We start from the raw sequence: 20,196 nt of genomic DNA, 5'->3' as shown, positions 1-20,196 counted from the left end.
GGGGAGCGGGCCGGTGCCGCCACAACAAAAAGGAGAAGGAAGATGAAGGCTCTCTTGTCGACCGCCACCGGCGGCCCGGAAACGCTGACCCTAGGCGAGCTGCCGCGCCCCACCGCGGGCAAGGGCCAGATCGTGATCGATGTGAAAGCCTGCGCGGTGAACTTCCCCGACGTGCTGATCATCGAGGATAAATATCAGTTCCGTCCCGAGCGCCCGTTCGCGCCGGGCGGCGAGGTCGCGGGACTGGTCGCCGAGATCGGCGAGGGCGTGACCGGGTTCAAGGTCGGCGACCGGGTGATCGCGGGCTGCGGCAACGGCGGCATGGCCGAGGCGGTCGCGGTCGGTGTCCACAATGTCTATCACCTGCCCGAGGGGCATGATTTCGCCGAGGGTGCCTCGCTGCTCATGACCTATGGCACCAGCATCCACGCGCTCGTCGATCGCGGGCATATCGCCGAGGGCGACACGTTGCTCGTGCTCGGCGCGTCGGGCGGGGTCGGGATCGCCGCGGTCGAGCTCGGCAAGGCGTTCGGCGCGCGCGTCGTGGCCGGGGTGTCGAGCGAGGAAAAGGCCGCGATCGCGCGCGAGGCCGGCGCCGACGAAGTCGTCGTCTATGGCCGCCAGCCGTTCGACAAGGACCAGTCGAAGGCGCTTGCGAACCGGTTCAAGGAAGCGGTTGGCCCGAACGGCGCCAACGTCATCTACGATGCGGTGGGCGGCGACTATGCCGAGCCGGCGCTGCGTTCGATCGCGTGGGAGGGGCGCTATCTGGTGGTCGGCTTCCCCGCGGGCATTCCGCGGCTGCCGCTCAACCTGACGCTGCTCAAGAGCTGTGACGTTGCGGGCGTGTTCTGGGGGGCGTTCGTGATGCGCGAGCCCGAGCGCAACCGCGCCAACATCGCGCGGCTGTTCCAGCTTTGGGAACAGGGCAAGATCAAGCCGCGCGTCACCGGCACCTATGCTCTCGCCGACGGCGGTCAGGCCATCGCCAAGCTCGGCGACCGCAGCGCCGTCGGCAAACTCGTCGTCACCCCCTGAAATACCGGCCCGATCCCGCGCTGACCGCGGCGCTGCGCGACCTCGCGGCGTCGGGCCGGGTCGAGGTGCGCGTCACGCCGGGCGCCAGCCGCGACGAAGTGAAGATTGTCGATGGCGGCGTGCAGCTCCGCGTCACCGCGCCGCCTGCCGACGGCGCGGCGAACGAGGCGGTGATCGCGCTGCTCGCCGCCGCGCTCGGCCGGCCGCGCCGCGATCTGACGCTGCTGCGCGGCGCGACGGCGCGGATCAAGCTGATCGGCGTTGCGCTCGACTGATCGCATTCCCAGCAGCGAATTAACCCTTTATCAGGGGCTGGGCCTTATGGCCGGATGCAGGACTGTAGGGACCGCAGGTACTGACGATGGCAACGCGCCGGCCGAACAATGATGGGCAAGCCGCGAGTCTCGCGAATATTTCGCGCACCCGCCGCGCACAGCTCGTCGCCGAGTTCGAGGGTGAGCTCGGCATCGATCACAAGGCCCGCGCGCTTGCGGCCTATGAGGCCAAGCGCTGGAAGGTCATCAAGACGATCATCGTCTGGACGATCGCGATCATGTTCTTCACCATCGCCTGCCACAAATTGTGGCTGATGGGCCAGGACGTCGACAAGCCCTTCACAGACCTCGATCCGGTGAAGAGCATCTTCGGCCGCAGCGAATAGAATCGCCTCGGCGCACGCCGAGGCCCGCGATCAATACACCCGCGCCTTCGGCTTGATATATTCCGCGTCGTCCGACAGCGTATATTCGTGGACCGGGCGGTAATCGAGGCGGACGGTGCCGCCCTTGCCGCCCCAGCCGTCGAACCAGCTGATCGTGTGCTTCATCCACGTCTTGTCGTCGCGGTTCGGGAAATCCTCGTGCGCGTGGGCGCCGCGGCTTTCCTTGCGGTTGAACGCCGAATGCATCGTCACCGTCGCCTGCGCGATCAGATTGTCGAGCTCGAGCGTTTCGATGAGGTCGGTGTTCCAGATCAGGCTGCGGTCGGTGACATGGATGTCGTTCATCCGCTCGTAGGTCTTGGCGAGCTTTTCCTTGCCCTCGGCCATCAGTTCGTCGGTGCGGAACACCGCCGCGTGCTGCGACATCGCGCGCTGCATTTCGATGCGGACCTCGGCGGTCGGCGAACCGCCGTTCGCATTGCGGAAATGATCGAGACGACCAAGCGCGAGGTCGGCGCTGTCCTTCGGCAGCGGCGCCTGCGCGGCGCCGGGAGTCACCAGTTCCTTCAGGCGATGGCCGGTCGCGCGGCCGAACACCACAAGGTCGATCAGGCTGTTCGAGCCGAGGCGGTTCGCGCCGTGGACCGACACGCAGGCGGCCTCGCCGACCGCGAACAGGCCGGGGACGACCGCATCGGGATCGCCGTCCTTCAGCGTGACGACCTCGCCATGATAGTTACAGGGGATGCCGCCCATATTGTAATGGACGGTCGGCACCACGGGGAGCGGCTGGCGCGTCAGGTCGACGCCCGCGAAAATCTTGCCGCTCTCGGTAATCCCCGGAAGCCGTTCGTGGAGCACCGCCGGATCGATATGGTCGAGGTGGAGATAGATATGGTCCTTGTGCGGACCGACGCCGCGGCCCTCGCGGATTTCGAGCGCCATCGAACGCGACACGACGTCGCGCGACGCCAAATCCTTCGCCGACGGGGCATAGCGTTCCATGAAGCGCTCGCCCTCGGAGTTGGTGAGGTAGCCGCCCTCGCCACGCGCGCCCTCGGTGATGAGGACGCCCGCGCCATAGATGCCGGTCGGGTGGAACTGGACGAATTCCATGTCCTGGAGCGGCAGGCCGGCGCGCAGCACCATGCCGCCGCCGTCGCCGGTGCAGGTGTGCGCCGAGGTGGCGGTGAAATAGCAGCGGCCATAGCCGCCGGTCGCGAGCACGACCGCCTGGCTGCGGAAGCGGTGGATGCTGCCGTCCTCCATGCACAGCGCGATCACGCCGCGGCACACGCCGTCTTCCATGATCAGATCGAGCGCGAAATATTCGATGAAGAAGTCCGCGTCATATTTCAGCGACTGCTGATAGAGCGCATGGAGCATCGCGTGGCCGGTGCGGTCGGCCGCGGCGCAGGTGCGCTGCACCGGCGGGCCTTCGCCCATATTCTGCATATGGCCGCCGAACGGGCGCTGATAGATGGTGCCGTTGGCGTTGCGGCTGAACGGCACGCCGGCATGTTCGAGTTCGTAGACCGCGGCGGGCGCCTCGCGCACCATATATTCGATCGCGTCCTGGTCGCCGAGCCAGTCGGAGCCCTTGACGGTGTCGTACATATGCCATTGCCAATGGTCGGGCGTGTTGTTGCCGAGGCTGGCGGCGATGCCGCCCTGCGCCGCGACGGTGTGGCTGCGGGTCGGGAACACCTTGGTGATGCAGGCAGTCTTGAGCCCCGCCTCGGCGCTGCCCATGGTGGCGCGGAGGCCCGAACCGCCGGCGCCGACGACGACGGTGTCGTACGTGTGGTCGATGATCTTATAGGCTTCGGTCATGTCACATGCCCCCCGGAGCGAGCCCGGCGGCGGGCGCAAGCGCGATGCGGACAATGGCGAAGATACCGAAAGCGGCGCCGCCGATCGCGTAGAAATTCAGGATGACGAGCGACAGCAGCTTGGTCGCTTCGCCGTGGACATAATCCTCGATCATCACCTGAAGGCCGAGGCGGAAATGCCAGAAGACGCTGATGACGAGCAGGATCAGCGCAAGCGCGACCATCGGGTTCGACGCCCAGCGATAGACCGCGCCATGATCGCCGAGCGGCAGGCGGATCAGCGAGACGAAGAACCAGGTGACGAGCAGGAGGTTGCCGAGCGCGGTCAGGCGCTGCTGCAGCCAGTGGCCGGTGCCGTGATGTGACGGGCCGAGCCCGCGCACGCGGCCGAGGCGCGTACCGTTACCCATTGAGCGCCTCCTGCGCGATGTAGAGCCAGACGGCGGCGGTCGCGAGGATCGCGCCGACGAAAACGAGGATCGACCAAAGCCGGTTGGTCCTGAGCTCATAGCCCGCGCCGGTATCGAGCACGAAGTGGCGGAGGCCCGAGAAGAGATGCTGGAAGAAGGCCCAGGTCAGGCCGACCAGCACCACCTTGCCGAGGATGTTGGTCACCTGATGCAGCGCGCTGATTTCGGGGCTCGGATCTTTCCAGACGCAGGCGACGAAAGCGGCATAGGCCTCGGGACCCGCGGCGAGCGCGCCGAGCCACCAGAGGAACATCAGCGCCCCGACGATCGCGAGCCCGTCGCCCGTGATGCGGTGGAAAATCGAGACCGCCATCGAAGGCGCCCATTTATACACCTGCAGATGCGGTGAAAGCGGTCGCCCGCTCGTTTCCTTGCCAGCCATATCAGCCCCGTTTCGTGACTCTGTCGGTCGATGGGGGCCGGTTAAGCCTTCCCGCCGCGATATGCAATTGCTTAGCGCATGATGATGTCGGTTTAAGCCGGGCGAGACAGTCCGACAGGCCCACGCGGTCGAAGATTGACTTGCCTATATACGAATCATATATGCTTCATATATCTATTATCTATCAGGACCGACCATGGGCATCGTGAAAATCGACGACGAACTGCACGAGGAAGCGCGCCGCGCCAGCACCGTGATGTGCCGGTCGATCAACGCGCAGGCCGAATATTGGATGAAGATCGGCATGCTCGCCGAGGCCAATCCGGCGCTGTCGTTCAACGAAATCGTCCGGATGCAGCTCGCCGCGGCGAATGTCCGCCTCTCGGACCAGGCGGCGGCCTGAGATGGTCAAGACCCCCGACGAAATCGCCCTGATGCGCCAGTCGGGCCGCCTGCTGGCCTCGGTGTTCGAGATGCTCGACGGGCTCGACCTCGCGGGCCGCTCGACGATGGAGGTCAACGATCTGGTCGAGCACTTCATCACCGTCGACCTCGCCGCGCGGCCGGCGAGCAAGGGTCAGTACGGCTTTAAATATGTCCTCAACTGCTCGATCAACCATGTCGTCTGCCACGGCGTCCCCGACGCCGACGCGATTATCCGCGATGGCGACATCATCAACCTCGACATCACGCTCGAAAAGAACGGCTTCATCGCCGATTCGAGCAAGACCTATCTCGTCGGCGCGGTCGCGCCCGCGGCGCGGCGGCTGGTCAAGGTGACCGAGGAAGCGATGTGGCAGGGCATCGCGCAGGTGCGGCCCGGCGCGCATCTCGGCGACATCGGCTTCGCGATCGAGCGCCACGCGAAGCGGAACGGCTATTCGGTCGTGCGCGACTATTGCGGGCACGGCATCGGCCGCGAGATGCACGAGGAGCCGTCGGTGCTCCATTTCGGGCGCCGCGGGTCCGGGGTGCGGCTGCGCGAAGGCATGGTCTTCACGATCGAGCCGATGCTCAATCAGGGCAGCCGCAAGGTTTCGACCGAAGAGGACGGATGGACGGTGGTGACGGACGACCGCAAGCTGTCGGCCCAATTCGAGCACACCGTCGCGGTCACCGGCACCGGCGTCGAAGTCCTGACCCTGCGCCGCGACGAGGTGGGGACAAGCCGCCTCCGCGCCTGAGCGCGCCCGCTATTCGGCCGCGACGGCGCTCGCCAGTTCCGGCGACGAACGCTGGCCATCGTAGACGAATTCCGCTCCCCTCAGGTCGATCAGCGGGAAGGCGTCCTTTTCCGCCCAATAATCCTGATTGTGCCGCCATTCGGGCTTGTCGCCGCGGCGCGGCATCGCGTCGAGGCCGCGCATCAGATAGCCGGGATTGAAATTGTCGGCCTCGATCCACGGCAGGATCGCCATGCCGGCATCCTCCGGCCGCAACGCGACCTCGACCTTCCTCGCGCCAATGTCGTCCATATGACCCAGAAGATTGCAGACGAAATCGCCCACCATGTCGACGCGCAGTGTCCAGCTCGCGCGGAAATAGCCCATGACCCAGGCGAGGTTCGGGACGCCGGTCATCATCATCCCGCGATAGGTGACGGTATCCGCCCAGTCGACGGGCGCGCCGTCGACGCTGAAGGGAATGCCGCCCATCACCGACAGGTTGAACCCGGTCGCCGCGACGATGATGTCCGCCTCGATCTCCTCGCCGCTGGCGGTGCGGACGCCCTTTCCGGTGAAGCGATCGATGGTGTCGGTGACGACGCTGAGCTTGCCCTGCACCGCCGCCTTGAAGATGTCGCCTTCGGGGCAGAAGGCCAGCCGCTGCTGCCATACGCGATATCTGGGCGTGAAATGCGGCTCGAACGCGAAGTTCGGGTCGCCGGAGAAGGCGCGGATCAGCTCCTTCAATTCCTCGAACACCTGATCGGGCTCGGTCTGGCAGCGCCGCGTCATCTGATCCTGATCGTGCATGATCTGCGCGCGCACGACGCGGTGCACTGTCGGCTCGTCGATCCCGACCTCGCGCAACCGGTCCGCCAGTTCGTTCTTGTTCTCGCTGCAGAAGAAATAGGTGGGCGAGCGCTGGAGCATCGTCACATGCGCGGCCTTTTCGGCGAAGGCGGGGACGACGGTCGCGGCGGTGGCGCCCGATCCGATCACGAGGATGCGCTTGCCCGCATAATCGGTCGACGGGTCCCAGAGCTGGGCGTGGACGAACCGGCCCCGATAGTCGGCAAGCCCCGGCCAGTCGGGGATGTAGGGCTTTTCATGGTCGTAATAGCCCTGACACATCCAGAGGAAGCCCGCGGTGAAGACAGCGGTGGCGCCGTCCGCGGCGCGAACCGCCTCGACGGTCCAGAGATTGTCGGCGCTCGACCAGCGGCAGGCGGTGATGCGGTGCCCATAATGGATATGGGCGCCGATGTCGTTTTCCTCGATCACCTCGCCCAAATATTTGAGAATCTCGGCGCCGCTCGCGATCGGCGCGCCAACCCAGGGCTTGAAGCGATAGCCGAAGGTGTAGAGATCCGAGTCCGAGCGCACGCCGGGATATTTATGCGTGTCCCACGTCCCGCCGAACGTCTCCTTCGCCTCGAGGATCGCATAGCTCTTGCCGGGGCATTGCTGCTGGAGATGATGGGCGGAGCCGATGCCCGAAATCCCCGCGCCGGTGATCAGCACATCGACGTGGATAGGCGCCCGGCCCGCGGCGGCACGATCGGCATTCGACTTCGACATCTTCCAGCTCCCGTTTCTGTTCGTTCGCCATATCATGGCGCGGCGACGAGGAGAGGACATTGATCCCGATCAAAGGCGGCGCTTCGCCCCCTCCCCGCCGCGACGCGCCGGGAAGGACCCCATTTACTTGATCTTGTCGCGGTTCGCGTAGAGCAGCGCCGCGAGCACCGCGGCGGATCCAATCCCGATCCCCGCAGCGGCGGCCGTCTTCCAGCCGCGCTTTCTGTCATCCTTCGCCGCCGCGTCCTTGTCGGCCGCTTCGGTGGCCTCGGCGGCTTCCTTCTGCGCCTGCAACTCGCGCGCGGCGCGGATGACTTCATTTTCCTCTTCGTCGTGGGGAGGCTGGTCCTGATTCGTCATCGTCTCTCTTCTCGTTCCTCAGGCAAGCGCCTGGCCGACAGGCACATAATCGGTTCCGACCGCCTCGGCTACGGCCTCGAAGGTCACCTTACCATCCCAAACGTTCAAACCCTGCGCAAGATGCACGTCGCGTCGCAAAGCTTCTTTCCAGCCCAAATCGGCGATGCGGAGCGCGTGCGGCAGAGTGACGTTGTTGAGCGCATAGGTGCTGGTGCGCGCGACCGCGCCCGGCATGTTGGCGACCGCATAATGGACGATGCCGTCGACCACATAGGTCGGATCGGCGTGCGTCGTCGCGTGGCTGGTCTCGAAACAGCCGCCCTGGTCGATCGCGACGTCGACGAGCACCGAACCCGGACGCATCGTCCCCAGCATGTCACGCGTCACCAGCTTCGGCGCTTCGGCGCCGGGGATCAGCACCGCGCCGATGACGAGATCGGCCTCCGCCACGCATTCGGCCAGATTGGCACGGTTCGAGAAGCGCGTCTTCGCCCGCGCCTCGAAAAAGGTGCCGACGCGTTCGAGCACTTCGGGATCGCGGTCGAGGATGGTGACGTCGGCACCGAGCCCCGCCGCCATCTGCGCCGCGTTGAAGCCGACGACGCCGCCGCCGATGATGCAGATCTTGCCCGGCGCCACCCCCGGCACGCCGCCGAGCAGCACGCCGCGGCCGCCGTGCGCCTTTTCGAGCGCGGTCGCGCCGGCCTGGATCGACATGCGCCCCGCGACCTGACTCATCGGCTTCAGCAGCGGCAGGCCGCCGTGCGGGCTGGTGACGGTCTCATAGGCGATGCACACCGCGCCCGATTTCATCAGGTCGCGCGTCTGGTCGGGATCGGGGGCAAGGTGAAGATAGGTGTAGAGGATCTGCCCCGGACGCAGCATCGCGCGCTCGGCCGGCTGCGGTTCCTTGACCTTCACCACCATCTCGCAGGTGGCGAAGATTTCGGCGGGCGTTCCGACGATCTCGGCACCCGCCTGTTCGTAGAAGCGGTCATGCGCGCCGATCCCCTCGCCCGCGCCGGTCTCGACGAGGACGCGGTGCCCGTGCACGACGAGTTCGCGCGCGCTTTCGGGGGTCAGGCCGACGCGATATTCGTGATTCTTGATTTCCCTGGGGGTGCCGATGATCATGGTCGCTCTCCATATCGGGCGCCGGACGCGCGGCCTCGCCTGTGCGTCTCGGCTTTCTTTGTGTCGTCCTGCGATTATCTTGTTTTCGCACAAAGACACGAAGCCACAAAGAGGAAGTTCGGGCGGCGCGCCCTGCCGGGGAGCCGCGCTTTCCCGGCACAATCGGCACAGCTGGTTAACGGCGCTTTTACCAATGTCCTTTCATATCTGACCGGCAAGTTTCGAAAGTCATGGCAGCCGCAGAGCTGTGTGTCGTGCGAGTCGCGGTTTTTGGGGATCGGGGAAACGGATCATGGTGAAGGAAAATCCCATTCATAAGCAGCAGATCGATCCCGTTCTGATGGCGGATCGCTTTCCCTTTTACGATCTCGACGGGCAGCTCGCCGCGCACTCGGCCGAAATCCAGGCGATCATCGCCGGGCGCGAAGAGGTGATCGCGCGCGCCTATTGGGACGCCTTCAACGCGCTTCCCTCGGTCGACCGTCCGGTCGAGGGCGAGCTCTACGAATCCTATGTCCGTGGCAGCGCGCGCCACACCGCGCTCAAATATAGCGACCCCGCGGGACAGGAAGTCGCGACGATCGCCTGTCAGAACACGCATATGGCGCGGCGCGTCAAGCTGCCGCTCGCTTCGGTGATGTCGTGCATGGCCGAAAGCCAGCGGCTGACGCTCGAATATGTCGTCGCGGCGTGCGGGAACGATGCGAACCGCATCGTCCGGCTGGCCAGCGCCGTCAATCGGCTCGGCCTGCTCGAATATGACATCATGCAGCGCTATGCCGAAAAGCTGGACCGCGCGGTCATCTCTGGCGAGCGGCAGACGCTCGCAGGCGATTTCGACCGCTCGATCGCGTCGCTGGTGCAGGACACCGACACCGCGCGCCAGCAGCTCGCGAAGCAGGCGGCCTCGGCCGACCAGGCGGCAAAGGGCATGATCGCCAAGACGAGCGAAGTCGCCGCCGCGTCCGAGCAATCGGCGATGGCGATGCGCGAGGCGGCCTCGACCGCCGCCGGGCTGATCCGCGCGATCGAGGATGCGCGCAGCGAGGTCGAAGCCTCGGCCAGCGTCGCAACCCGCGCGTCGGAACAGGCGGGCGAAGCGGTCGCCATGTCCGAAGCGCTGTCGCGCCACGCCGAATCGATCGAATCCATCTTGGGCCTGATCCGCGAGATCGCGGGGCAGACCAACCTCCTCGCGCTCAACGCCACGATCGAGGCGGCGCGCGCGGGCGAGTCCGGCCGCGGTTTTGCCGTGGTCGCGCAGGAAGTGAAAAGCCTCGCCAACGAAACCGCGCGCGCGACCGACGACATCGCGGGCAAGATCACGGCGATCCAGCAGGCGACGCGCGGATCGGTATCGGCGAACCAGTCGATCCAGGCGACGATCGTCGAGGTCCAGACCTCGGCCCAGCGCATCCGCGACGCGATGGACGCGCAGGCGCAGACGGTCACTTCGATCACCGCCGCGGTCGACGAAACCGCGCTCGCCGCCGACTCGATGTCGTCGACGATCGCCAGCATCCGCAACGATTCGGGCATGGTCGCGGGCGAGATCAGCACGCTGAGCGGCGAATTCGCCAAGATGGGCGACCGCCTCCAGTCGCTCGAAAAGGCCGCCAGCGAGTTCAGCCGCCGGGTGGCGTGACGCCGGCACCCTCTCTCCAATCGTCATCTCGGCGAAGGCCGGGATCTCACCCTTGCGTTCTATTCACCGTCGAGATCCCGACCTTCGCCGGGATGACGAGGTAAGGGTGGCACGTCGGTTCGGTCCAACCTTGGCAAGCCCTAACCCGCCGCCTAAGCCAGTTGGCATGAGCTGGATCGTCTCCCTCCCCTGCACCCGCGCCGAAGCCGAGGCGCTGTCGGGGGAAATTCCCGAACTCGACGCGCTGGCCGAAGCCCCCGTCGTCGTCACCCGCGAAATCGAAGAAGACAGCGGGCATTGGCAGCTCGATGCCTATATGGACGAAAAGCCCGGCACGGCGCTGCTCAAGCTGCTGCAGCGGCTGGTCCCGAGCGCCAAGGGCAGGCAACCCGTCGTCGAGCAGCTTGCCGAAGAGGATTGGGTCACGCTGTCGCAGCAGGGGCTCGAGCCGGTGCAGGCAGGCCGCTTCTTCGTCCATACGAGCAGCTATGCCGACCGCGTGCCACCGGGCAGCACCCCCTTCCTGATCGACGCGAGTCAGGCCTTCGGCACCGGCGGGCATGACACGACCGCGGGTTGCCTTGCGATGCTCGACCGGCTGGCGCGCGCCGGAGCCAGCCCGCGCAACATCGCCGACATCGGCACCGGCACCGGCCTCCTCGCTTTCGCCGCGCTGGCGCTGTGGCCGCGCGCGCGCGTGATCGCGTCGGACATCGACCCCGCGAGCATTTTCGTGACCAGAGACAATGCCGCGATCAATGGCGTGCCGCTGGGCCGAGGCGGCGGGCGGCTCGCGCTCGCGGTCGCGCCGGGGACCGATCATCCGGCGATCCGGCACCGGGCGCCTTATGATCTGGTCGTCGCGAATATTCTCGCGGGGCCGCTGATCACCCTCGCCCCCGATATCGCGAGCGCCACGGCGCCCGGCGGCCATGCGATCCTCGCCGGGCTGATCGCGCGGCAGATGGAGCCGGTGCTCGCCGCCTATCGCGCGCATGGCTTCCGCCTGGCCGCGCGCGGTGGCAGCGCGGAGTGGCCGTGCCTGCTGCTCGTCAAGCGCCGGCGTTACGGTTGGCGACGGAAGGAACGCGCCTTCCACCGGGCAAACCCGTCGGACGCGACGTTCGGGAGCTGGTAGCCAACAGGCGCCCAATTCCCGAAGGATTTAGACGTTTTGCCTGCCCAGCGCATAATCCTGCGTGCCGTGCGTCATCACCTCGTCGCCGGGCAATATGTCGGCGATCGGGATCGACGGCAGCGCGGCGTTGGCGGCATAGAGCGGCGCGAAATCGGTGTTCACCGTCACGTCGAGCAATTGGCCGAGGCTGTCGACGACGAAATAATTCTGCTGGAAATCGTCGATCCGGTAATCGGTGCGCATCACGCGCGCGAGGTCGAAGCCGATGCGGTTCGGGCTGTCCGAATCGAGCGCGAAGACGCTTTCGGCAAAGGAGGAGACGATCCCCGCGCCATAGATGCGAAGCCCGCCCGCTTCGCGGATCAGACCGAATTCGACCGTGTACCAATAGAGGCGCGCCAATTGTTTCAGCGCATCGAACTTGAGACTGCGGAGGCCCCCCTCGCCGTAGGCGACCATATAATCGGCGAACACCGGATCGGCGAGCATCGGGACATGGCCGAAGACGTCATGGAAGACGTCGGGTTCCTGCAGATAGTCGAGCTGTTCCGGCGTGCGGATGAAATTGCCCGCGGGGAAGCGCCGGTTCGCGAGATGATCGAAAAAGACATCGTCGGGCACCAGCCCCGGCACCGCGACGACCTGCCACCCGGTCGCGGCCATCAGCCGAGCGTTGAGTTCGCGATAGTCGGGAATGCCCGGCTTTTCGAGCCGCAGCACATCGATCCCGCGCAGGAAGGCCTCCGACGCACGGCCGGGCAGCATCGCCGACTGGCGCGCGAACAGCCGATCCCACATCGCATGCTCGTCGGCGGTGAAGGCGTCCCAATCCTGCGAAATCGTCCAGTCGGCCGCGGCGCCCGGCGGCGGGATGTCGTGAACGTGGGTGTCGGGGTTCTTCATGCGGCATCCCTAGCATGAAATGGTTTCAAGTGAAACTTTATCGCCAGCCTTTAGAACTACAGTACATTCTATTTTGTCATTGCGAGCGAAGCGAAGCAATCTCCAGCCATCGGCCTCGCGCGATCCCGATGGCTGGAGATTGCTTCGTCGCTACGCTCCTCGCAACGACGAGGAAGATTGATCTGACATCATCACAGTTCAAGATGAAGCAACTTGATCCGCCCATAGCCGGTTTCGACCAGCCCGCGCGCGGTCAGGTCACGGAGCGCGGCGCCCAGCGTGACGCGCGACACGCCGAGCAGGTCGGCGAGCTGCTGCTGCGTCGCGTGCACGGTCGCGCCGTCGTCGCCGTCTGCCGCCATCATGCCGAGCAACCGCCACAGCCGGTCGGCGCTGCCGAGCCGCCGCTCGGCATCGATGATGTCGAGCGCCCCGGCAAGCTGGCGGCCGAGGCTGCGCAGCAGCAGCTCGGCCCAGCCCACATCGGCAGCCATCAGGCGGCGGAGCAGCGCGCGGTCGATCGCGACAAGCCGCGCCGAGCCGCTGGCGAGCGCGTCGGCCTGCCGCGGCACGCCGGTGAAGAAGGCGAGCTCGCCAAACAGGTCGCCCGGCCCGAGCACGGCAAAGGCGGTGAAGCCACCGTCCTCGGCATAGCGGCCGACGAGGACATGCCCCTCGACCACCGCCCAGAAGGCGTCGCCGGGATCGCCCTGCTGCTGCACGAACTGGCCGTCGGCGAACCACCGCGCCGGGGCCATCGCCACGAGCCGTTCGCGCTCGGCGGGCGACAGCCGCGTCCGCTCGGCCAGATCAAAATGATAAGATCTTTGCATTTCCGCCGCCCCGTCTGTGGCAAAGGCGGCGGAAAGGCAAGGCCCGCGAAGGCCGGAACGGGAGAATCGGGATGCACCTCACCAACGCGCAATCGAGCATGATCGTCGCGCTCATCTATCTGGGCTTCTGCCTCGTCGAGCTCGCGCGCACGCGGTTTTTCGCGAAGACCGAACAGTCGCGGCACGACGGCATCGTCGAGATCGTCAGCACCTTCACGCTGACGATCCTGACCCAGCCGGCGATCCTGCTGACGGTCGGGGCACTCGGCCACCGTTTCTTTCCACAATATGAGGGTGCGCTTGCGCATAGCCCCTGGTACGCCGCGCTCGCGCTGTTCCTCGTCTTCGAGGATATGATGCAATATTGGTGGCACCGCGCGTCGCACAGCACCGCGTGGCTCTACAACCTCCACCGCGCGCACCATAATGCCCGTTATATGAGCGTGCGGCTCGTCTACCGGAACAACCTCCTCTATTATGCGATGATGCCGAGCATCTGGCTGGCGGGCGCGCTCGTTTATCTCGGGCTCGGCTGGTTCTACGCCTTCTACCTGATCGTGAAGATGCTGGTGATCATCGGCGCGCACAGCGACGTCGCATGGGACGCGCCGCTCTATCGCATCAGGGCGCTCGCCCCTGTCATGTGGGTGGTCGAACGGACGATCAGCACCCCGGCGACGCACCACGCGCATCACGGACGTCACGCCGACGACCCCGCAGTCCATTACAAGGGCAATTTCGGCAATCTCCTCTTCTTCTGGGACGTGCTGTTCGGCACCGCGAAGATCACGCGCCATTATCCCGCGAGCTATGGCGTCGAGAATCTGCCACCCGCGACGCTGGGGCAGCAATTGCTGTGGCCGATCCTGCCCGAGAACAAGGATATGGAGGCGGTGATCCCCGGCGCGACCCCCGCGCGCGCCGAGGCGCAGGCGGCGGTCGCGGCCGGGTGACGCCGCGCGTGGATCAGAAGCGCGCACGCAGTCCCATCGACACCGACCGGCGCTCGATCGGATAATAGATCGCCGAGGCGTCGGTGACGTCGATCGCGGCGCTGATGTCGCCGATCGCCTTCTTGCCCGCGATGTTGCGGACATCGATGAAGGCGTCGATGCCTTCGGCAATGCGCGCGCCGCCGGTTACGCCGATCAGCGCATAGCCGGGGGTGCGGACGCGGCTGCGGTAATCGGCGAACGGCCCCTGCGGCACCCATTCGAGGTTCGGCGCGACATGCAGCGTATCGGTGCCGATGCGCGCCTCGGCGCGATAGACGTGGCGCGGCACGACCGGCAGGCGGTTGTCGCCGAACTGGACGTCATCGCGGAATCGAAAGTTGCTGTAAGTATAGACCTGCCGCAACCGGAGCCAGTTCGCCGGCGCGATCTCCAGCGCCGCTTCGACCCCTTCGTGCCGCGTCCGGCCTGCGTTGAAGGTCGAAGCGGGAATGTCCGCCGTCACACTATATTGCAGCAGCTCGCCCTTGATGTCGGCGCGATAGAGCGAGAGATCCCAGCTCAGCATCCCCCTGCGGCCGCGCGTGCCGACCTCAGCCGTCCACGCGCGCTGTGCATCGAGCGGGACGAAGGCCGACACCTGCGCCAGTTCGATGAAGCCCGGGAATTCGACCGAACGGCTGTAGTTGCCATAGAATTGCACGCCCGGCGCAGGCTCGAACAGCAGGCCGAACTTGGGCGAGAATGCGTCGAAATCGGCGCGGCCAAAATTGTCGACCGGGCCGTTGTTGAACGCCTCGTGCTGGCGCCGCATTCCGTCGGCGTAAATGCCGCCGGCGATCAGCGACAGGCTTTCGACCGGCTTCAGCCGCACCTCGCCATAGAGCGTCGCGGTGCGCGCATCTTGCTGCGCGTCGAAGGTCTTCGCACCGCGCCGCCCCGCGAGATTGACGAAGCGCCGCGAATGGACGTCGCCGACGCGCAGCTCGCCGCCGAGCGTCGCCTCGACCGGCCCGGCGGCATAGTCGAGGCGGAAGAAGCCGCCACGATCGACGCTCTTCTGGTCGATGAGCTGATAGATGGGATGGTGCAGCGTCTTGGCGTTGACGAAGACGCCGAAGTCGAGCGTCGCGGCGCCGAGATCGACGCTGGTGCGGTTCTGAAGCCGCAGCGATTCGATGTCGCGCGCCTGATCGCCCGCGACGCTGCCCGCATTGGCAATGCGCGGCGTCGTGAGCGCTTCGGCGCGGGTCAGCGCGCCCGGCAACTCCTGCTCGATAGTGTTGTAGCTCGCATAAAGGCGCGTCGTGATGTTGTCGGTCAGCGCCAGCCCGACATTGCCGTGGAAGCGCAGGCTGCGCCGCTTCGCGTGATCGCGGTCGCCCTCCGACGTGTCGGCGCTCACCGCGCCCCACGCATCGACACGCTCGCCCGCGACGCCCGCCGAGACGAGCCCGCGCAGCATGTCGAAACTGCCCGCGTCGGCGCGAAGATACACGCCCTCAGCGGTGCGGCCGGTCGGCGTCACGCCGTTGATCGCGCCGCCGAGCGTGCCCGAACCGAAACGCAGCGCGTTGGCGCCGCGATACACCTCCAGATGGTCGAAGAAGATCGGCTCCAGTTCCTGAAAATCACCATTGTCGTCGGCGAGGTTGATCGGCACCCCGTCCTGCAGCAGCGTCAGCCCGCGCATATGATAGCCGCGCGACAGGCCCGAGCCACGGATCGAAATCCGCACCTCCTGCCCGAAGCGCGGCTGGAGATAGACGCCGGGCGAGAAAGCCAGCGTGTCGCGCAGCGAGACGACGCTCTTGTCGGCATAATCGCGATAGGAGACCACGTCGGCACCGCCGGGGGTGCGCGCGGCGCGATCCTCGGCGGCGTCGGTCGCGGTCGGCGCGGTGACGATGATGGTGGAATCGGCCTCGTCGGCATGGGCAGGCGAAGCGGCAAGACAGAGGGCAAGCGCCAGCAAGGGCGCCGCACGATAGGCAATAGTGGACATTGGAAATCTTCCCCGGATACAGGCATGGGGCCGCACCGCGCTTCGGCACGCGGGCGGCGGTTCAGGCTGGATCAGGCGAAGGCAGGGGGGCCGGTGCTCGGCGGGAGCGGCGAGGCGATGCCCGGTGCGAAACCGAGCGACGGGAGTGCGACGGGCGCGGGTTCGGCCGCGGCGAGCTTTGCGGGCAGCGCCGGAGCCGCGGGCGTGATCGGGGCGACGGCGAGCGCGCCCCACGGGCAATGCTGTTGCCCCTCACCGGCTTTATGATCGCCGGTCTTTTCGAGCGCGATCGTCATCGTGCCGCCGGGATTGGCGGGGTCCGAACAGACGCGCACGGTGATCGTGCCGCCCGCGCTGTCGATCATCCAGCCCGGCGCGACGAATACCCGCGCGGCAAGCGCGAGCAGCAGCGGCAGAAGCAGCAGGATGCCCGGACGGCGAAAGGCGGCGAGGATGCCCACGGCGGCGGCCTTATGGCGGGGAGGGCCGATAGGCAAGCGGACATAATGTCCAATGAGCTTCGTCATTGCGAGCGGAGCGAAGCAATCCAGAGCTGGCGTAAACCGCCCTGGATTGCTTCGCTCCGCTCGCAATGACGAAACATTATTCCGCCGTCGCCTCGTCGGTCTTCTTGCCGGTGCGCGTCCAGGGATAGAGGAATTGGCCCCAATAGGCTTTGGGTACATCCTCGGGGATACCGTAATTTTCGGGCCAGCGATCCTTGGGCAGATGGAAGGTGCCGAACAATTTGTCGATCCACGGGAAGTGGATCGCGAAATTGACATCGAACGCCTCGCGTTCCAGCCCGTGATGCCAGTGATGGAAGCGCGGGGTGGCGATCCAGTGGCCGAGCCGGTTGAAATCGCCGCCGACATTGGCGTGGAGCAGCGACGACCAGACATAGATGAAGCCGATATAGGCCTGCATCACCGACGGGCTGAAACCGAGCGTGAACAGCGGCAGCGACGTCACCGATCGCAGCAGGACGACCTCGACCAGATGCATCCGCGACCCCGCGAGCCAGTCCATCGATTTCGCGCTATGGTGGACCGCGTGAAAGCCCCACAGGAACGGCACCTTATGGAACAGCCGGTGATACCAATATTGCGCGACGTCCGAGGCAACGAGGACGATCAGGAACTGCACGATCCACGGCAGCGAAGCGACGGCGGCGCGGAAGGCGTCCCAACTGTTCGTATGTGCATTGACGAACTGCTGCGGCGCGAGCGCGAGAAAGCTCAATATCTGCACGAACATCGTGCTGACGAGGAAATAGAAGAGATCCTCGCGCCATTCGGTGCGGAACAGCCGCTGCGCGCGGCGATGCGGGAAGGCGCGTTCGAGCGGCGCGAACATGAAGCCGGTGACGAGCAGGTTCACGGCGAAGAAATCGAGCCCGAAGAAGATGCCCCAGTCGCGCGTCTCCTGCGGCTGGACGTTCGCCCCGCCGAGCAGCGCCGCGGCGAGCCCGACCATCAGCGCGGTCAGCCCCAGCACCTTGCGCGGACGCAGCAGCAGGCTGAGCAGCGACAGGCCATAGCCCGCGAGCAGGACCAGATGCACCGCCCCGCGAAAGCCGGTCCAGTTCTTGACGATCGCCAGTTCGGGGGTCGCGAACCAGTCGGGAAAGCGCAGCGCGATCACCATGAAGAAACCGCTGATCGCGAAAAGCAGGCCGAAGAAGCCCGACAACCATCCGCTGCCGAAACGCCGCACCTCGGTATGCGATTCGAGATCGCGCATGAGGGTGTCCAGATAATCGCGTTTGGCCATGTCGCCCCACTCACCTCTTATATTCGTCAGGCTGAACTTGATTCAGCATCCATTCGGCCCGTCGTCAGTGACAGCGAGCACTGAATGGACCCCGGATCAAGTCCGGGGTGACGAAGAGAGGAATCGCTCCTCTACCCCGCCGCCGCGACGATCGCCGCCCATTCGGCTTCGTCGATCACGCGGATGCCGAGCGCGCTCGCCTGCTTGAGCTTCGATCCCGCGCCCGGTCCTGCGACGACGAGGTCGGTCTTGGCGCTCACGCTGCCCGCGGCCTTGGCGCCGAGCGCTTCGGCCTGCGCCTTCGCTTCGTCGCGGCTCATCGTCTCGAGCTTGCCGGTGAAGACGACGGTCATCCCCGACACCTCGCTGTCGCGCGTCTCGACCACATAGGGCGGCGGCGACACTTCAGAGAGCAGGTCGTCCCACAGCGCGCGATTGTGCGGTTCGTGGAAGAAATCGCCGAGCGCCTCGCCCACCGCGGCGCCGATGCCGTCGGCGCGCACCTCGAGGATCGCTTTGATCGCCTCGACCTTGCGCGTCATATATTTGCCGGCCGACTCGTCTTCGCCCTGCGGATGCTCATCGAGATAGGCATGGATTTCCGCCGCCTTGCCGGGGAGCCGCGACAGGTCGCCGAGCCCCTTGAGCAGGTCGCGCGCGGTCACCGCGCCGACGTGGCGGATGCCGAGCCCGAACAGCAGCCGCGCCGCGTCGGGCACGCGCTTGGCCTCGATCGCGGCGAAAAGATTGTCGACCGACTTTTCCTTCCACCCCTCGCGTCCGAGCAATTCGTCGCGGTGATTCTTCAGGCGAAAGATGTCGGCGGGCCCCTTGTCGAGCCAGCCGAGCTCCAGAAACTCCGCGATGCTCTTTTCGCCCAGCCCCTCGATGTCGAGCGCGCCGCGGCTGACGAAGTGGCGCAGGCGCTCGAACTTCTGGGCATTGCAGATGAGGCCGCCGGTGCAGCGCACGTCGACCTCGCCCTCCTCGGCGACCGCTTCGCTGCCGCACACCGGGCAATGGTCGGGGAAGGCATAGGCGGGGCGGTCTTCGTCGCGGGTCAGATTGTCGACGACCTGCGGGATGACGTCGCCCGCACGCTGGACGACGACGCGGTCGCCGGGGCGCACGCCGAGGCGTCCGATCTCGTCGCGGTTGTGGAGCGTGACGTTCGAGACGACGACACCGCCGACGGTGACGGGGGTCAGGCGCCCGACCGGGGTCAGCTTGCCGGTGCGGCCGACCTGGATGTCGATGGCTTCCAAGGTCGTCTGCGCGCGCTCGGCGGGGAATTTATGCGCGATCGCCCAGCGCGGCGCCTTGGCGACGAAGCCGAGCCTCGCCTGCCAGTCGAGCCGGTCCACCTTGTAGACGACGCCGTCGATGTCATAGGGCATGTCGGCGCGACGCCGCTCGATCTCGGCATAATGGGCGAGCAGGTCGGCGACGCTGTCGCAACGCGCGAGCAGCGGCGACACCGGAACGCCCCAACCCGCGAGCGCCTGCATGACGCCGAACTGGGTATCGGCGGGAAGCCCGCTCACCTCGCCCCAGCCGTGCGCGAGGAAGCGCAGCGGGCGCGACGCGGTGACGCTCGCGTCCTTCTGGCGCAGCGACCCCGCCGCGGCGTTGCGCGGATTGGCGAACTGGCGGACGGTGGCGGGATCGAACGCCTGCTCGCGCTGTTCGGCGAGCGCACTGCCCTCTTCCATCAACCGCTCGTTGAGGGCCGAAAAATCGGACTTCGCCATATAGACTTCGCCGCGAATCTCAAAAACGTCGGGGGGGTCACCCGCTAATTGCTGCGGAATATCGGCGATATGCCGCACATTGGCGGTGACGTCCTCGCCCACCGTCCCGTCGCCGCGCGTTGCCGCCTGCACCAGCCGTCCCTTTTCGTAGCGCAGCGAACAGGACAGGCCGTCGATCTTGTCCTCGGCGGTCATCGCAATCGCGGCATCGCCAGGCAGGTTGAGGAAGCGGCGCACGCGGGCGGCGAATTCCTCGACATCGTCGGCCGCGAAGGCGTTGTCGAGGCTCATCATCCGCACCGCATGGGCGACCTTGGCGAGCGGCGACGCCTCGACCGCCGCACCGACCAGCCGATTCGGACTGTCGGCGCGGATCAGATGCGGAAAGGCGGCTTCAAGCTCGTTATTGCGACGGACGAGCGCGTCGTATTCGGCGTCCGAAATCTCGGGACTGTCCTCGGCGTGATACAGCTTGTTGTGGTGGGCGATCTGCTTCGCGAGCCGCATCAGTTCGTTGGCGGCCTCGGCTTCGGAGAGCGATTCAATTTCGGTCATGCGCGCGCTTTTGCCACCG

Annotated in this window: 20 protein-coding genes; 8 read left to right on the top strand and 12 right to left on the bottom strand. The window is 66.2% G+C overall.

The window, feature by feature from the left end:
* Positions 1-42: 42 nt before the first annotated feature.
* The 3 genes from NP825_RS01700 to NP825_RS01690 all read left to right on the top strand — a co-directional run bounded on the left by NP825_RS01700 (position 43) and on the right by NP825_RS01690 (position 1,699).
* Positions 43-1,038, top strand: coding sequence for an NADPH:quinone oxidoreductase family protein (locus NP825_RS01700; RefSeq protein WP_257547897.1), 996 nt, complete (start codon positions 43-45; stop codon positions 1,036-1,038).
* Positions 1,039-1,103: 65 nt separating this feature from the next.
* Positions 1,104-1,313 (top strand): DUF167 domain-containing protein, encoded by a 210-nt coding sequence (locus NP825_RS01695; protein ID WP_306998059.1) that lies wholly within the window; start codon positions 1,104-1,106, stop codon positions 1,311-1,313.
* Between the two features lie 86 nt (positions 1,314-1,399).
* A complete protein-coding gene (locus NP825_RS01690) occupies positions 1,400-1,699 on the top strand; it encodes a hypothetical protein (RefSeq protein ID WP_257547895.1) in 300 nt (99 codons plus the stop codon).
* A gap of 30 nt (positions 1,700-1,729) precedes the next feature.
* Here NP825_RS01690 and sdhA read toward each other — a convergent pair whose 3' ends face one another.
* From sdhA to sdhC, 3 genes are read right to left on the bottom strand one after another with little or no spacing between them, the layout of a single operon-like run.
* Positions 1,730-3,532, bottom strand: coding sequence for a succinate dehydrogenase flavoprotein subunit (gene sdhA, locus NP825_RS01685; protein WP_257547893.1), 1,803 nt, complete (start codon positions 3,530-3,532; stop codon positions 1,730-1,732).
* 1 nt (position 3,533) lies between these two features.
* The gene (gene sdhD / locus NP825_RS01680) at positions 3,534-3,941 is read right to left on the bottom strand and encodes a succinate dehydrogenase, hydrophobic membrane anchor protein (RefSeq protein WP_257547892.1); all 408 of its coding nucleotides are present in this window, start codon (positions 3,939-3,941) and stop codon (positions 3,534-3,536) included.
* On the bottom strand, positions 3,934-4,383 hold the full coding sequence (sdhC, locus tag NP825_RS01675) for a succinate dehydrogenase, cytochrome b556 subunit (RefSeq protein ID WP_257547891.1): 450 nt from the start codon (positions 4,381-4,383) through the stop codon (positions 3,934-3,936). The genes sdhD and sdhC overlap by 8 nt, the downstream gene beginning before the upstream one ends.
* A 196-nt stretch (positions 4,384-4,579) precedes the next feature.
* On the opposite strand from sdhC, the gene NP825_RS01670 reads away from it, so the two are divergent.
* On the top strand, positions 4,580-4,786 hold the full coding sequence (locus NP825_RS01670; RefSeq protein ID WP_257547890.1) for a ParD-like family protein: 207 nt from the start codon (positions 4,580-4,582) through the stop codon (positions 4,784-4,786).
* Between the two features lies 1 nt (position 4,787).
* A complete protein-coding gene (gene map, locus NP825_RS01665; RefSeq protein WP_257547889.1) occupies positions 4,788-5,567 on the top strand; it encodes a type I methionyl aminopeptidase in 780 nt (259 codons plus the stop codon).
* Between the two features lie 9 nt (positions 5,568-5,576).
* On the opposite strand, the gene NP825_RS01660 is transcribed toward map, so the two are convergent.
* From NP825_RS01660 to ald, 3 genes are all read right to left on the bottom strand, one after another.
* On the bottom strand, positions 5,577-7,127 hold the full coding sequence (locus tag NP825_RS01660) for an NAD(P)/FAD-dependent oxidoreductase (protein ID WP_257547888.1): 1,551 nt from the start codon (positions 7,125-7,127) through the stop codon (positions 5,577-5,579).
* A gap of 123 nt (positions 7,128-7,250) precedes the next feature.
* Positions 7,251-7,487, bottom strand: a complete 237-nt coding sequence (locus tag NP825_RS01655; RefSeq protein ID WP_257547887.1) for a hypothetical protein — start codon at positions 7,485-7,487, stop codon at positions 7,251-7,253.
* Positions 7,488-7,505: 18 nt separating this feature from the next.
* Positions 7,506-8,621, bottom strand: a complete 1,116-nt coding sequence (gene ald / locus NP825_RS01650; RefSeq protein ID WP_257547886.1) for an alanine dehydrogenase — start codon at positions 8,619-8,621, stop codon at positions 7,506-7,508.
* A gap of 292 nt (positions 8,622-8,913) precedes the next feature.
* Between ald and NP825_RS01645 the strand changes: the two genes are divergently transcribed.
* A complete protein-coding gene (locus NP825_RS01645; protein ID WP_257547884.1) occupies positions 8,914-10,266 on the top strand; it encodes a methyl-accepting chemotaxis protein in 1,353 nt (450 codons plus the stop codon).
* Positions 10,267-10,432: 166 nt separating this feature from the next.
* Complete coding sequence (locus NP825_RS01640; protein ID WP_257547882.1) at positions 10,433-11,404, top strand: 50S ribosomal protein L11 methyltransferase; 972 nt, start codon at positions 10,433-10,435, stop codon at positions 11,402-11,404.
* Between the two features lie 27 nt (positions 11,405-11,431).
* Here the strand turns inward: NP825_RS01640 and phhA are convergent, their stop codons facing one another.
* Positions 11,432-12,307 carry a phenylalanine 4-monooxygenase gene (gene phhA / locus NP825_RS01635; RefSeq protein ID WP_257547880.1) on the bottom strand — a complete coding sequence of 292 codons (876 nt, stop codon included), beginning with the start codon at positions 12,305-12,307 and terminating at the stop codon, positions 11,432-11,434.
* A gap of 191 nt (positions 12,308-12,498) precedes the next feature.
* A complete protein-coding gene (locus tag NP825_RS01630; RefSeq protein ID WP_257547877.1) occupies positions 12,499-13,140 on the bottom strand; it encodes a Crp/Fnr family transcriptional regulator in 642 nt (213 codons plus the stop codon).
* 71 nt (positions 13,141-13,211) lie between these two features.
* Between NP825_RS01630 and NP825_RS01625 the strand changes: the two genes are divergently transcribed.
* Positions 13,212-14,093, top strand: coding sequence for a sterol desaturase family protein (locus NP825_RS01625; RefSeq protein ID WP_257547875.1), 882 nt, complete (start codon positions 13,212-13,214; stop codon positions 14,091-14,093).
* A 13-nt stretch (positions 14,094-14,106) separates the two neighbouring features.
* Here NP825_RS01625 and NP825_RS01620 read toward each other — a convergent pair whose 3' ends face one another.
* From NP825_RS01620 to ligA, 4 genes are all read right to left on the bottom strand, one after another.
* On the bottom strand, positions 14,107-16,098 hold the full coding sequence (locus NP825_RS01620; RefSeq protein WP_257547873.1) for a TonB-dependent receptor domain-containing protein: 1,992 nt from the start codon (positions 16,096-16,098) through the stop codon (positions 14,107-14,109).
* A 71-nt stretch (positions 16,099-16,169) separates the two neighbouring features.
* Positions 16,170-16,625, bottom strand: a complete 456-nt coding sequence (locus NP825_RS01615) for a hypothetical protein (protein WP_257547872.1) — start codon at positions 16,623-16,625, stop codon at positions 16,170-16,172.
* Positions 16,626-16,701: 76 nt separating this feature from the next.
* Positions 16,702-17,871: a sterol desaturase family protein gene (locus NP825_RS01610; RefSeq protein WP_257547871.1), complete on the bottom strand. Its 1,170-nt coding sequence runs from the start codon at positions 17,869-17,871 to the stop codon at positions 16,702-16,704.
* A 131-nt stretch (positions 17,872-18,002) separates the two neighbouring features.
* Entirely contained in the window at positions 18,003-20,177 is a 2,175-nt protein-coding gene (gene ligA, locus NP825_RS01605) for an NAD-dependent DNA ligase LigA (RefSeq protein WP_257547870.1), read from the bottom strand.
* Between the last annotated feature and the right edge of the window lie 19 nt (positions 20,178-20,196).

The sequence above is a fragment of the Sphingopyxis sp. DBS4 genome (genome assembly GCF_024628865.1).
Classification (GTDB): Bacteria; Pseudomonadota; Alphaproteobacteria; order Sphingomonadales; family Sphingomonadaceae; genus Sphingopyxis.
This window is presented reverse-complemented; position numbering and strand designations above follow the sequence as displayed.

Bases quoted from the DNA above. Each gene is read 5' to 3' on its own strand.
- NP825_RS01640 (WP_257547882.1), top strand. From the start codon at position 10,433: ATGAGCTGGATCGTCTCCCTCCCCTGCACCCGCGCCGAAGCCGAGGCG.
- ligA (WP_257547870.1), bottom strand. From the start codon at position 20,177: ATGACCGAAATTGAATCGCTCTCCGAAGCCGAGGCCGCCAACGAACTG.
- ald (WP_257547886.1), bottom strand. From the start codon at position 8,621: ATGATCATCGGCACCCCCAGGGAAATCAAGAATCACGAATATCGCGTC.
- NP825_RS01690 (WP_257547895.1), top strand. From the start codon at position 1,400: ATGGCAACGCGCCGGCCGAACAATGATGGGCAAGCCGCGAGTCTCGCG.
- NP825_RS01610 (WP_257547871.1), bottom strand. From the start codon at position 17,871: ATGGCCAAACGCGATTATCTGGACACCCTCATGCGCGATCTCGAATCG.
- sdhD (WP_257547892.1), bottom strand. From the start codon at position 3,941: ATGGGTAACGGTACGCGCCTCGGCCGCGTGCGCGGGCTCGGCCCGTCA.
- NP825_RS01670 (WP_257547890.1), top strand. From the start codon at position 4,580: ATGGGCATCGTGAAAATCGACGACGAACTGCACGAGGAAGCGCGCCGC.
- NP825_RS01625 (WP_257547875.1), top strand. From the start codon at position 13,212: ATGCACCTCACCAACGCGCAATCGAGCATGATCGTCGCGCTCATCTAT.
- sdhC (WP_257547891.1), bottom strand. From the start codon at position 4,383: ATGGCTGGCAAGGAAACGAGCGGGCGACCGCTTTCACCGCATCTGCAG.
- map (WP_257547889.1), top strand. From the start codon at position 4,788: ATGGTCAAGACCCCCGACGAAATCGCCCTGATGCGCCAGTCGGGCCGC.
- NP825_RS01630 (WP_257547877.1), bottom strand. From the start codon at position 13,140: ATGCAAAGATCTTATCATTTTGATCTGGCCGAGCGGACGCGGCTGTCG.
- NP825_RS01645 (WP_257547884.1), top strand. From the start codon at position 8,914: ATGGTGAAGGAAAATCCCATTCATAAGCAGCAGATCGATCCCGTTCTG.
- phhA (WP_257547880.1), bottom strand. From the start codon at position 12,307: ATGAAGAACCCCGACACCCACGTTCACGACATCCCGCCGCCGGGCGCC.
- sdhA (WP_257547893.1), bottom strand. From the start codon at position 3,532: ATGACCGAAGCCTATAAGATCATCGACCACACGTACGACACCGTCGTC.
- NP825_RS01620 (WP_257547873.1), bottom strand. From the start codon at position 16,098: ATGTCCACTATTGCCTATCGTGCGGCGCCCTTGCTGGCGCTTGCCCTC.
- NP825_RS01700 (WP_257547897.1), top strand. From the start codon at position 43: ATGAAGGCTCTCTTGTCGACCGCCACCGGCGGCCCGGAAACGCTGACC.
- NP825_RS01655 (WP_257547887.1), bottom strand. From the start codon at position 7,487: ATGACGAATCAGGACCAGCCTCCCCACGACGAAGAGGAAAATGAAGTC.
- NP825_RS01615 (WP_257547872.1), bottom strand. From the start codon at position 16,625: ATGACGAAGCTCATTGGACATTATGTCCGCTTGCCTATCGGCCCTCCC.
- NP825_RS01660 (WP_257547888.1), bottom strand. From the start codon at position 7,127: ATGTCGAAGTCGAATGCCGATCGTGCCGCCGCGGGCCGGGCGCCTATC.